The sequence below is a fragment of the Mycolicibacterium sp. Y3 genome (genome assembly GCF_051188035.1).
GTDB classification, from domain to species: Bacteria; Actinomycetota; Actinomycetes; order Mycobacteriales; family Mycobacteriaceae; genus Mycobacterium; species Mycobacterium fluoranthenivorans.
The window spans coordinates 5,407,876-5,420,191 of record NZ_JAVQLT010000001.1; the positions used below are offsets into that span (position 1 = coordinate 5,407,876).

The 12,316-nt window shown below is 66.3% G+C and carries 10 protein-coding genes; 9 read left to right on the forward strand and 1 reads right to left on the reverse strand.

Annotation, left to right across the window (positions count from 1 at the left end; genetic code table 11):
- The first annotated feature begins 260 nt into the window (after nt 1-260).
- The 9 genes from QN239_RS26365 to QN239_RS26405 all read left to right on the forward strand — a co-directional run bounded on the left by QN239_RS26365 (nt 261) and on the right by QN239_RS26405 (nt 11,727).
- Nucleotides 261-4,559, forward strand: coding sequence for an AAA family ATPase (locus tag QN239_RS26365; RefSeq protein WP_499016975.1), 4,299 nt, complete (start codon nt 261-263; stop codon nt 4,557-4,559).
- A 69-nt stretch (nt 4,560-4,628) separates the two neighbouring features.
- Nucleotides 4,629-5,408 carry a hypothetical protein gene (locus QN239_RS26370; protein WP_499014850.1) on the forward strand — a complete coding sequence of 260 codons (780 nt, stop codon included), beginning with the start codon at nt 4,629-4,631 and terminating at the stop codon, nt 5,406-5,408.
- An 11-nt stretch (nt 5,409-5,419) separates the two neighbouring features.
- On the forward strand, nt 5,420-6,577 hold the full coding sequence (locus tag QN239_RS26375; protein WP_499014851.1) for a polyprenyl synthetase family protein: 1,158 nt from the start codon (nt 5,420-5,422) through the stop codon (nt 6,575-6,577).
- On the forward strand, nt 6,574-7,032 hold the full coding sequence (locus QN239_RS26380) for a hypothetical protein (RefSeq protein WP_499014853.1): 459 nt from the start codon (nt 6,574-6,576) through the stop codon (nt 7,030-7,032). Before QN239_RS26375 ends, QN239_RS26380 begins: the two co-directional genes overlap by 4 nt.
- Entirely contained in the window at nt 7,029-7,295 is a 267-nt protein-coding gene (locus QN239_RS26385) for a hypothetical protein (RefSeq protein ID WP_499014855.1), read from the forward strand. The genes QN239_RS26380 and QN239_RS26385 overlap by 4 nt, the downstream gene beginning before the upstream one ends.
- Complete coding sequence (locus QN239_RS26390) at nt 7,292-8,314, forward strand: hypothetical protein (protein WP_499014856.1); 1,023 nt, start codon at nt 7,292-7,294, stop codon at nt 8,312-8,314. Before QN239_RS26385 ends, QN239_RS26390 begins: the two co-directional genes overlap by 4 nt.
- Entirely contained in the window at nt 8,307-8,708 is a 402-nt protein-coding gene (locus tag QN239_RS26395; protein ID WP_499014858.1) for an SCP-2 sterol transfer family protein, read from the forward strand. Before QN239_RS26390 ends, QN239_RS26395 begins: the two co-directional genes overlap by 8 nt.
- Nucleotides 8,708-10,951 carry an FAD-dependent oxidoreductase gene (locus QN239_RS26400; RefSeq protein WP_499014859.1) on the forward strand — a complete coding sequence of 748 codons (2,244 nt, stop codon included), beginning with the start codon at nt 8,708-8,710 and terminating at the stop codon, nt 10,949-10,951. Before QN239_RS26395 ends, QN239_RS26400 begins: the two co-directional genes overlap by 1 nt.
- Nucleotides 10,948-11,727 carry a hypothetical protein gene (locus QN239_RS26405; RefSeq protein ID WP_499014861.1) on the forward strand — a complete coding sequence of 260 codons (780 nt, stop codon included), beginning with the start codon at nt 10,948-10,950 and terminating at the stop codon, nt 11,725-11,727. Before QN239_RS26400 ends, QN239_RS26405 begins: the two co-directional genes overlap by 4 nt.
- Here QN239_RS26405 and QN239_RS26410 read toward each other — a convergent pair.
- A complete protein-coding gene (locus tag QN239_RS26410; protein WP_499014863.1) occupies nt 11,694-12,251 on the reverse strand; it encodes a CGNR zinc finger domain-containing protein in 558 nt (185 codons plus the stop codon). The two genes, QN239_RS26405 and QN239_RS26410, sit on opposite strands and share 34 nt — an antisense overlap.
- Between the last annotated feature and the right edge of the window lie 65 nt (nt 12,252-12,316).

The following is a 12,316-nucleotide window of genomic DNA, read 5'->3' on the forward strand; positions in this document are numbered from 1 at the left end:
GGGTAGCACGCCAGTTTCGTTGCGTTATCAAAGAAATGTGGGCGTGACGAAGCAACCGGTTGCCGGACCGTTCAGCAAACCTCCCGCACGGCGGGGACGCGTCAGCGCGAACCCCGGCCGCACGAACCCTCGTCATGATCAACTCTCGAACCGCAGGAAAACGCTAAGCTGTCGCATCGCGACCGCGCAGGCGAACACCGTCGACAGCGCTGGGGAGGAGCCGGCACGAGAATGGAACCGGTTCGGCGGTGACAACCCCGGTGCTTGATTTCGACGGACGGTTGGTCGACCGGCGGCAGGAGATGATCGACCTGCTCACCGCCGTCGAATCCGCCGGGCGAGCCGACGGCGCATGCATCCTGATCAGCGGTGTTCCCGGAGTCGGTAAGTCGACCCTGGTCCAGGCCTTCGGCGCCGAGATATCCGAGCGCAGCTGCGTCTTCGCCTACGGACGGTGCCGCGATGGGGCGCCCGCCCCGTATGCCGCCCTGGGCCAGGCCCTCAGTGCACTCGTGCGCACCATGGAATCCACCCCCGCCGCGGAACGCCAGCACTGGCGATCCGCTCTGACCAGTGGGACTCAGCCACTCGCGGTGGTGCTCGAGGAACTCGTTCCCGAATTGGCCCACCTCGATGCGCCGGCTGAGGACGTCACGGTGGTGCATGCGGCCGACGCCCGTCGACGGCTGCACCGAGCCGTCGTCCAATTGCTCTCCGAAACCGCCGCGTTCCGGCCGGTCGTCCTCGCGATCGACGACCTGCATTGGGCGGACCGTGATTCGCTCATGTTCCTGTCCGAGCTGCTGACAGTGTCGTTGCGCAACGTGCTGGTGGTCGGCGCCCATCGCGCCGGCGAGTTCGACCCGGCCGGCGCGGGTCTGACGACACCGACGATCCAGCGTATCGACCTCGAACCGCTCTCCCGGCTCGACGTCGAAGAGTTGCTCGCCGGAGTGAGTGGCCACAGCGTCGAGCTCGGTGACGTCGCCGCCGAGTTTCATCACCGGACCGATGGCAACCCGCTTCAGGTCCGCCAACTGCTGTACCGCGCGCAGCAAGCCGGAGCGCTCATTCCCGCCGGCCCGGACGGTCAGCCCAGATGGGATCTTCGCGTCCTGAGTTCCATCGAGATCTCGGCGTCGGCGGCGGAATTCCTCGGCCGCTACCTCGACCAGCTCCGTCCGGCCGACCGTGCGGTGCTGAGGTCGCTGACCTGCATCGGTAGCGAGTTCGACCTCGACGACGCCACCGCGGCCGCGGGTGCACCCGCGGATGTGGTGGCCCACGCCCTCTGGTCGGCGCTCGAACTGCGGTTGATCGAAGCGCTGGACAACCACGGACGACGGATCGCCAACTCCATCAGCCACCAGGCTCGCTACCGTTTCAGCCACGACAGGGTGACCGAGTCGGCGCGTGAGGGTCTCTCCGCCGAGACGCAGCGGCACGTCCATCTGCGCATCGGCCGGCGGTTGGTGGCACTCGGCGACGACCGGCTTTTCGAAGCGGCACGCCACGTCAGCCTGGGCGGCGGCGCGACCGTCGAGACCGCGGAGCGTCTGCACTTCGTCGAGGTGCTGCATCGCGCCGCACGAAAGGCCCGGGCCCAAGCCTCCTTCCCGCTGTGCCTGGACTATTGCCGCAATGCACTCAGCCTCCTGGGTGAGCAACGCTGGTCGTCGGATTTCGACCTGACCCTGGAACTGCAGCTCGACGCGGCTGAGGCGGCCTTACTCATCGGTGACGTGCCGGCATTGCACGCGTTACTGGACGAGGCGGAAGAGGTGCTGCGTGATCCCGCCGATCGGGCCCGGCTTGCCTACCTGCGCCTCAAGGGCCGCATAGCGCAGAACCGGCTCCAGGACGCGTTGGCCATCGGGCTGCGCGCGCTCGAGGAGCTCGGCGAGCCGCTGCCGCCCGACGCCGGCACGCCCCGGATCCTCAATGCGCTGGGCCGGATGAAACTCACGGCGCGCCGGTGGGGTACCGAGCAATTGCTCGAACTACCGGCGTGCGAAGACCGACGGGTCATCGAAGCGCAGCGCATCCTCGCCGAGATGCGCAGCATGTCCTACATCGCGCGCCCCAATCTGTTCCCGTTGATCATCCGCAAACAACTCACCCTCAGCCTGGCGCACGGTCACACACCGTCGTCTCCACTGGTACTGGTGAGCTACGGGGTGCTGCTCGTGATCTCGGGCGACCGCGCCGGTGCCCAGCGCTTCGGTGAGGTCGCTCTTGCGCTGACCGAACGGGCCGGCTTCCGGGAGGCGCGGCCGGAGACGCTGTTCCTCTATCTGAACTTCGTCCGGCACTGGCGCCACCCGGTGCGCGACGGTCTGGTGCAGATCCGCGAGGCAATCACGGCGGCCCTCAACCAGGGTGATCAGGAATACGCCGGCTTCCTGATCACCGTGCTGCTCTCCCAGTCGTTCTGGGCGGGCAGTCCACTCTCCGAGATCGACGCGCTGGCCCGGTCTCTCATCCCACAGATCCGTTCCCAACCCGTACCCAGCACCCTGAGCCAAGCCCTCCATCAACTCTGCCTCAACCTGCTGGGACGCAGCGAGGATCCCATGCTCGTCGCCGGCGAGAGCGGCTATGACGAACGCGAAATCGTGCCCGCGGCGCGCCGCGAAGGTGACGAGGTGACGTTGAGTGTCGCGGCCGACGTCACCCAGGGCCTCCATTTCTGGAGTGGCGATTACGCCGGTGCGGTCAGCGTGACCGATGAGGTGATGCAGCATCTGGCCGGGACCACGGGCACCACCGGACTTCAGCTCGTCCACATGGTGAGCGCCCTGAGCCACATTCATGCCGCACCGAACGACCGTGCCACGAAGAAGGCCGTGCGCGACTCGCTATCGCTGCACCGGAAATGGGCGGCCGGGGCGCCCGCCAACTACGCCGCGCCGTGCGCGCTCGTCGAAGGGTCATGGGCACGGGCCCGTCGACGCTACCTCGAGGCAGAGCAGTTCCTGGACAAGGCGATCGAACTCGCCGAAGAACATCAGCTGCCGCTGATCGCCGCGCTCGCGCACGAGGAGGCGGCCACCCTGTATGCCGACACCGGCCGGACCCGGCTCCACGAGCACATGCTGCGGACCGCCTACCAACGATGGCTGGCATTGGGGTTCGTGTTGCGCACCGACCGGCTGGCTCGCCAGCACCCCTGGCTGCTCAGCCGTGAACTCGTGCAACCCGGGTCGGGCGGAATCGATCCCGTGGGCGCGCACCACCTGGTGCGCACGCTCGCGGCCGCGAGAACCCCGGACAGCCTGGCCAAGCTGGCCCTCGGCGCCGCCGCGGACATGACCGGCGCGGAACGGGTGCTGTGTCTCACCGGTCAACCGGACCAGCTGACCGTCCGCGCGGTCCACCAGGCCGGTGTCACCACCACCATCGAAGGGCCTTGGACAGCGGTGCCCTACGACAGTTCCGTGGTGGCGCGCGTGGTGGAAACCGGCGCTCCGGTGACCCTGGTCTCGGATACGTCGGTCTTCGCCGCTCCGATCCGGTTGCAGGACAGGATCATCGGGGTGCTCTATGCCGAGCGGACCGTCCCGGGGCAGCGTTTCTCAGCCCAGGATGAAGAGGCGATGACCTTCCTCTGCGCGCAGGCGGCGGCACCACTGTGGAACTTTCAGCTCGAAGCTCAACTGCGCGCGGCCGACGAACATCGCCTGTCCCTCATGGACGTTCAGTCCAAGTTCGTCCCCAACGAGCTGTTGCGCATGCTCGATATCGACGATGTCCGCCGGGTACGCAGCGGCTACCGCGTCGAACGGCAGATGACGGTGCTCGTCACCGATATCAGGGGATACACCACACTGCTGGAAGACATGGACGTATTGGAGGCCAACAACCTGGCCACCGGCTTCCTGCGCGCTGTGGAACTGCCGATCGTGGCCTGTAACGGCATGATCCAGGACATGCGTGGCGACGAGGTCCTCGCCGTGTTCGAGGGTGCACCCGACAATGCGGTCCGGGCGGGGCTCGGCATGCTGCGCTCACTGCGCGAGCACAACGTCGAGCGCCTGGCGCACGGCTCCGAAGAGCTGCGGGTGGGGATCGGGATCAACTCCGGGGTCGTGGGGCTGGGCTTGGTGGGCGGCGTCAACCGCATGGTGCTGAGCACTGTCGGCGATGCGGTCAACCTGGCGGCGCGTATCGAGGGCACCAACAAGCGCTACGACTCGGCCATCCTCATCTCCGACGCCACCTATGCGCAGCTCGCCGACCCGGCCCAGTTCTTGATCCGCAGGATGGAGCGGGTGATGGTGGTGAATCGCCGCCAGCCGGTGACCCTCTACGAGGTCTACAACGAGGATCCGGAAGTCCTTCGCTTTGCCAAGATCTCGGCGCAGCCGGCGTTCGACGAGGCCTTCACCCTGTTCGACGACGGCGACGTGGTGGCCGCACGGGCAGCCTTCGAGCGGTGCCGGCAGTTGTTGCCCGACGACCCCGTCGCCACCCTGCACATCGCGCACTGCGATGCGGTCCTGCGCGGAGAACTGTCCCCAGGTCAAGAGGTCGCGCTGCACCAAAAGTACGCCGATTGACGGACACCGACTCGCGTACGAGGGACGTGTGGGTCTGCGATGATTTGAGCCGAACCTGAGGGGGTCGGCATGTACCTGAGTTCTGAGCGATTGGCCCTTGCCAACGAGGTTGTGAAGAAGACATTCGAGGACGCGTGCGTCGCGTGGCAGACCTTTCCCCAGTGGGTCACCGGGGACCCCGCGCAGACCGAGGTTCGACTGGACAACACCGCGACGCCAGGGTTTGTGCCGATTCAATCGGCAAGCACCCCATTTGAAGTGACGCTTGCTGAAGTGATCGCACCTACGCCGGACTCACTACTGTCGAACGTGATTGCCAAAACTGTGCTGCTCGCGGCGAAAGTTGACGCAGCGGTCGTACCTGCATTACGCAAGCCTCCCCCTGCGACGGCACGGCCTACGCAGAGTGTGGGCGCAGCGACCGCGCCCGACCTTCTTGATGCGCTCATCGATGCACGCGCAAAGGTTGAGACCGCCGGATATCGAGCACCAACGTGCCTCATCACGAACACGGTCGGCGTCAAGAAGCTGAGTCAGTTCTTGAACGGAGTCTCAGTCCTCTCCCAACTGCTGGACGTGGCCAACTGCAATTCGCTTCAACGCGTCGACGTTCTGGAAGATCCAGCCACCGATGCACTCGGCTACATGATCGGGCGTCGACAACGGCTCGGGCATCAGGCTGCGGCGGAGGCATTTCCCGGCGAGGAGCCGGTAGACATCGCGGTCAGCGTACCTCCCAGTTTGGAGGTGATCGGCGATACCCCGAACAACACAATCAAACTCGCGGTTCGGGTTCGATTCGCCACGAGAGTCAAGGATGTACAGGGACTCGTCGTCTTCGTTCCGTAGAGAAATTCTCGATGAACACACTGCCTGCAGCTAAATTGGAGCAGTACCTCGCCCACTGCAAGGAGATCTGCGACGGCGAGATCGACCGGCTCTACGGATCGGGTCGGCAGGGGTCCGGCAGCCTGCACGAGCTGATCCTGGACTACCCGCTGCGCGGTGGGAAAGCGCTGCGACCCGCACTGAGCATCGCGATCTGCCTGGGTCTGGGCGGACACCTCGACGCCGTGCTACCCACCGCCGCCACGTTGGAGCTCTACCACAACGCCTTCCTCATCCACGACGATATCGAGGATGAATCCTGGTGGCGCCGTGGCAAACCCACCCTGCACATCGACCACGGCATCCCGATCGCCGTCAACGTCGGCGACGCGATGCTCTCACTCACCCTGCAGCCGTTGCTGGACAACGTCGAACGCGTGGGACTCGGGCCGGCACTGCGCATCCTGCGCGCCGTCGCTCACATGACCCGGCAGACCGTCGACGGCCAGGCGATCGAACTCGAGTGGGTCAAATCCAACGCCTGGCAACTCGACGACGCGGACTACCTGAAAATGGTCGAGCTCAAGACAAGTTGGTACTCGTTCATCACTCCGCTACAGGCCGGCGCACTCGCCGCCGGCGCCGACCTCAGCCAACTCCCCCCGCTGGAGGCCCTCGGTCGACACATCGGGGCGGCCTTCCAGATCACCGACGACCTGCTGAATCTGCGGGCCGATCCGGAGGACTACGGCAAAGAGATCGGCGGCGACCTGTGGGAGGGCAAGCGAACACTGATGCTGCTGCACGCCCTTCGATGCGCGACACCGGAGGAACGCGACCACGCCGTCGAGATCCTGGGCAGACGCCGACCCGGCGCAGACGGTGAACTCGGCCTCACCGACCTGCTGGAACGGCTCACCGCACGCGGCGACCTGTCCCACAGCGGACACACCGAGATCATCACTTTCCTTCAGGGCCAGCACCATTCGTCATCGAAGAAGCTCGACGACATCCGCTGGCTGTTCGACTTGATGCAGCGCATGGGGTCGCTCAACCATGCCCGAGATATCGCCGCCCGACATGCCCGGGAAGCTGCCACCGTCCTCGCGGATCTCGATTGGCTGCCCCCGAGCCAGCACCGAGACATGCTCACCAGCCTGGTCGACTACGTGCACGGGCGAACACGATGAACCCCGAGATGCTGATCGGCATGCTGGCCGAGCTGGAACGCATCAGGGAAGCCACCCTTGATCTCGTCGAGCGCAATGCGCCACAGTTGCTTCCCGCCCCCGCCGATGATGCCGACGGCACCGAACGCGCTGCATTCGACCTGCTGCTCGGGGCCCGCCGCGCGGTCCTCGGCAATCCCGTGGCCGCCCGCGGCGTGCACGACATGCTGATCGCGGAAGGCGCGCGCTACGCGCAGACACCCGCCGGGGCCCAGTTGCGTGATGCGCTGGCGGGATCACCTGCCGTCGAGAATCTCCGCCGCATCTGGGAAACGTTGAGCCTCAACGTGCTCGACGGCCCCGCCGAACCCGACGCGGCCCCGATCGCATGGTCGGAGTTGCTGGCCGACGCTCTCGTCGGCCACGGACTGAACGACTCAATACTGGCCCGGCTGCGCCCGGAGGGTTTCGCATGACGATCACGGACCCGCAGCCGGCCCTTGCCGAGCAGAGCAGCTTCATCGGCTACTTGGTGGGCTTGGCCGGACTGGGGCAGCTGGTGCGGTCGTTGGCCGCACCGGGCTGCACCGGTCCGTACCCCGACGATGACTTCGTACACCTGTTACTCGGGCTGGCCAGTATCGGCACTGCCATCGAGGGGCTGGCCGGGTCAGAACCCGACGTACCGCCGGTGAGCGGAGCAACCTCTCTTCCGAGCGCCGGGCGGTGGTTGCGATGACAGCATCACTGGCGGCGAGCGACTTCATGCGGACACCGATGCTCGGTACCGCCGAGCCGGAAGGATTCAAAGAGTGGCACCACTTCGTGGTGCACGCCCGAGGTCTCCGTCTTCTCATCAACTTCAGCCTGAACAGCGAGACGGCCCCGGACGGACAATTCCGGCTGGCACCCCGGGTCATCGTCATCGTGCACGATTCCGAATGGCGTGGCGAGGTGGCGCGATTCGACGCATCGGAAGTGGACATCTCCGCGTGTCTCGGCGATCTGACCATCGGTGGCAATCGCATGCAGGTGCAACCCGACGGTTACCTGGTGACGGTCGACCTTCCGGCCCACGGCATTCGCGGTGAACTGCAGTTCGCCTCGGTGAGCCGGCCGTTCGTCGTGAACAACCAACCAATCGGGTCGGGCCGGATGAACTGGCTGTTCGTGCCACGACTGCACGCCACCGGCCGACTGAACATCGGCGGCCACGAGCACCGGTTCGACAACGACGTGTCCTACCACGACCACAACTGGGGCCGGTTCTGGTGGGGAGATGACTTCGGCTGGGAGTGGGGCACGGTTCTTCCGCACGACTCCGGTGACCCGTGGTCATTGGTCTATCTGCGCATGACCGACAAACGGCGGCTGCGATACCTGTCCCAGGCCTTGTACGTGTGGCACCGAGATGAACCGGCAGCCATCTTCCGGCACGCGTCGGTGCAGGTGCGGACATCCGGGCTCCTCGGCCGGCCCGCCGACTGCACCCTGCCGCCACCGATGCGATTGCTGCTGGACGGTGAAGTCCCCGGAGTGCCCGCGAGAATCGAGGTCACCGCGGCCCGCTGCGCCGACTCGGTGCGTGCCGAATTCCTCCCGCGGTCCTACGCGCGGCTGGCCCAGCCCAGTGAACTGTCGCTGGACGGGACGTCCGTCCTGTGCGAGTCCAGCGGGACCGCCCGGATGACAGGCACGATCAACGGCGAGACCATCGACTTCTCCGGCACCGGTGTATTCGAGTTCCTCTATGGCTGAGAAGGTTTCGTCGCTGCTACGGATGTCGGTCGCCCATCTTGCCGATGAGGTGCCTGACAGCTATCGCCTGGTCCTTCGCACGCTCGGCCCGCTGGTGGTCGACCTCGACGTGGACGGTGAGCGCTTCGCGCTGCGCGGCGGACGCCGCCTTGAGGTGTCCACCGGGCACGTCGAGAACGCGGGCGCGCGCGTCGTCACCTCCCGGACCGGGATCCTCGACATTCTCGACGCCGCGATCAGCCTCGACCACGCCGTGGAAAGCGGAGTGCTGCAGGTCTGCGGCTCCCTCGAGGACATCCTGCGCGCACACGACACCATGCGCGCCTACGTCCACGCCGCGGTGCGCGCTCCCTCGCAACCGGCGCTACTGTCCGCACTCCGAACAGACGCGTGATGAACACGCCGATCATCCCTCCGGCCGCCTGCCCGCGACGCCCGACCGTGGCGGTCCTGGGTGCGGGCATCGCGGGCCTCAGCGCGGCACATGAACTGGCCGAGCGTGGTTTCGACGTCACCGTCTACGAGCCACGAATCGACGAGCGTGCCGAACCGGGAAACGGCCATCCGGCTGTCAAGATCGGTGGCCTGGCGGCGTCGCAGTACGCGAAGGCGCGATTCCACAACGGAACTCATGCCGAACTTCGGCCCTTTCCCGGAAGGCGGGGCCAACCGACGGTTCCCGGTCGGGCCGTCGCCGGGGAGCACGGATTCCGTTTCTTCCCGGCCTATTACCTGCACACATGGGACCTCTTCAACCGCATCCCGATCTATCAGCGCACGGCATCGGCGACCGGCGTTCAGCGCTGGACGACGACGTCGCGCACCGTGTGGGACAACGTCCGGCGGGTGGTGACCCAGGGCACGACGGTGAACGGCAAACCGTCGTTGGTGTTCCCGCGCGAAGCACCCCGCAGCCTCGCCGAATTCATCAGTACCACCGGACAACTCACCGAGTTTGGCTTCACCGCGAACGATGTGCAGACCTTCGTCGGCAGACTGTTGCGCTATCTGGTCACCAGCCCGTTGCGCCGCGCGACCGAACTGGAGAACCTCTCTGCTTACGACTACTTCGTCGGCCGGCAGCCCGACGGCACCCGACGATTCTCCTACACCCCGCGTTTCGACGCCCTCCTGCTCGAGATGCCCAGAGTGCTGGCCGCATTCGATTCACGCTGGGGTGACGCCCGCACCAACCTCACGACCTACCTGCAGCTACAGCTGCAGATGGACAGGAGGGACAACAAGGCAGACGGAGTGCTCAACGGGCCGACCACCGAATCGTGGTTCGACCATTGGTATCGCCATCTGACCCAGATCGGCGTGCGCTTCGTGCGCGCCTCGGCCGAATGTATCGATCCACCGGTGGTGGATACGCGGCAACCGCCGCATCTGCGCCCCCGGGTCCGGGTCACGTTCGCCGACGGAACCCGCGTCGCCCCGGACTACACCGTCGTCGCGGTCGACGCCCCTTCCGCCGAGAGGATCACGATGGCGCTGCGCGCGGCCGGCACCGGGGGCACGGTGGCCGACCTCGACGGGTTCACGACCTCTGCCCCGCCGCCGGACGGTCCGTTGCAGCCCGACGCCACCCGCTCAGGGGCTCGGCGCGATCCCTACGCGATGGACATGATGGGCCGGGTGCCCTGGGATCGATTCCAGACACTGTCGGGCGTGCAGTACTACTTCGACACCGAGTTCCAATTGCTCCGGGGACACATGTACTACTCGGGTACCGAATGGGCGCTGTCGTCGATCAACCAGCACGGCATGTGGGAGAAGCGACCCAACCTGGCCGATGACGGCTACGTGTCGGTGCTTTCGGTCGACATCGGCGATTTCAACACGCCGTCAAGGCATCTGGTGGACGCGGCCGGCCGGGGCAAGGCGGCCCGCGACTGCACGCCCGACGAACTCGCAGCCGAGGTGTGGCGCCAGATAGTGGCCGCTCTGACCAGCGACGCCGGCTGTTCCCCGGAGGAGATCATGCCGTGGCCGGCGTGGTACACGCTGGACCGAGGGCTGATCACCGCCGCGGACACCGGGCTCATCGTCCGCAACGAGACGCCGTACCTGGTGCCGATCATCGGAGACTGGCCCAATCGTCCCGGCGGCGACCCGTGGAATCCGCATGGGACGTCGTGGACCTACCGGCCCACCCAGGCTCGGTGGCTCGAAGACCTGCACGTGCGCAATGTGTGGCAGGCCCGCCATGGCGGCTTCCAGGTGCATCACAATTCTGTGGTGTTCGCGGGTACCTGGACCAAGACGTTCACCAGGATGACGTCGATGGAGGCGGCCTGCGAGTCGGGACGGCACGCCGTCAACGCGATCCTCGATCACTACGTATGGGTGGGATCGGACGGCACCGACCTGCGGGAGAACACCACGCTCGAGTGGCGGTTCCCCTTCGGGTTTCTGGACCAGGGTTTGTCGAGTCCCATCCGGATGCCCACCCCCGCGGGTGACTACTGCTACGTCTTCGACATCGAGAACCGTGAGCCGGCCGACGCGCGCCCGCTGCGGGCTCTCGATTCCGATTTCGCCGCGGAGTCGTTGCCCCATCCGTTGGACATGCCGACGACACCGTACGAGGGAAGCCAGCTACCGCCTGTCCAGATTACGGAGGCCCACACATGACGGCACCACAGTTCGATCCGAATCTTCTTGCCTATCTGCAGGCTTGGCGGCAGTACCTGGAGCAGATGGCGGGTGCGGCGACGACGGGCTTCGGCATACCGCCCACCCCGCAGTGGCCGGTGGCCGCACCCCCGGCGACGCCGCTGCCCCCGGCCTTGCCGCCGATGCCGCCGGCGTTTGCCGGCCCGCCGTCCCACCTGCCCACTCCGGCAACGGATTACACCCAGCAGCTGTTGGCCGTCCTGCAGGCGTGGCGGCAGTATCTGGAACAGTCGGCCGCGCCGGCCACGGTGTCCGCAGATGTCTTACCGAGTGCGGCAGATGAGCAGTACACCAGACCCCGTCCCGATATGGAGCCGGTGCCGCCGCCGAACGGCGGGGGCAGCATGCTGTCTGCGGCGGACATCGCGAGCCCACCCCTTCGGACGGGTTCGGCGTACGCGAGTGAGTCCGGTTCGGGCGGATACGGTGCCCACGGTCCGGTTCCGCCACGATCCCTCTACCGCAGCGCCGCCACTGCAGATGCCGGCAATCCCGCTGCCACCACCACGTGGTGGAACCACGGCCGGCCGCCGGCAGGGGCCACGTCGACAGACGCCTCGACGACGACACCACGGCCGAATGACTCGGCTTCGATGTCCGGCGGATCTCAGCGGGGTGACGGAGCCAAGATCCCGCCGGACGTCGAGTTGGTCGCTCCGTCGGTCCACGGCTCAGCGATGGCACCCCTGAGGCGGCCGGTTCAGCCGTCCTTGTTGCGTTCCCTGGACCGATAAGCCGCCACGTGCTGCCGGTTCCCGCAATTGCCGGTATCGCAGAACATCCGGGACCGGTTGCGTGACACGTCGAACAGCACCGCCTCGCAGTCGGGCGCCGCGCAGATCTTGAGCCGGCGCAGTTCGCCACCTCGGATGAGGTCGGCCAGTGCCATCGCCATCTCGGCACCCATCCGCTGCCACAGCGGGTCATGGATGGACGCCAGGTGCAGATGCCATTCGGGCATCTCCTCATGCCGGGTCAGCCAGGGTGAGGCCTCGGTGTCCGCGAGCAACGCGTTCACCTGACCGACCACGCGCTCCTCGTCATCGACGACGGTCCAGATCCGTCCGACGCGCTCACGCAGTCGGTGCACGGAATCGAGCTCCGCACCGTCCCGGTCCCGGCGACCGGTCCAGCCGAATCCGTCCAGGTAAGCGTCCAGCGCGGCGGTGTCACCGAGTTGCTCGCCGTCGACCCGATTGCTGTTGACCAGCACACAGGCAGCCCGCAGTGTGAGCTCTGTGTCATGAGTAAAAATCATTTGACGCATGACTCCCATCCACGCTAGCGTCATGACCAATCCGCATTTTACTCATTACAGCTCGG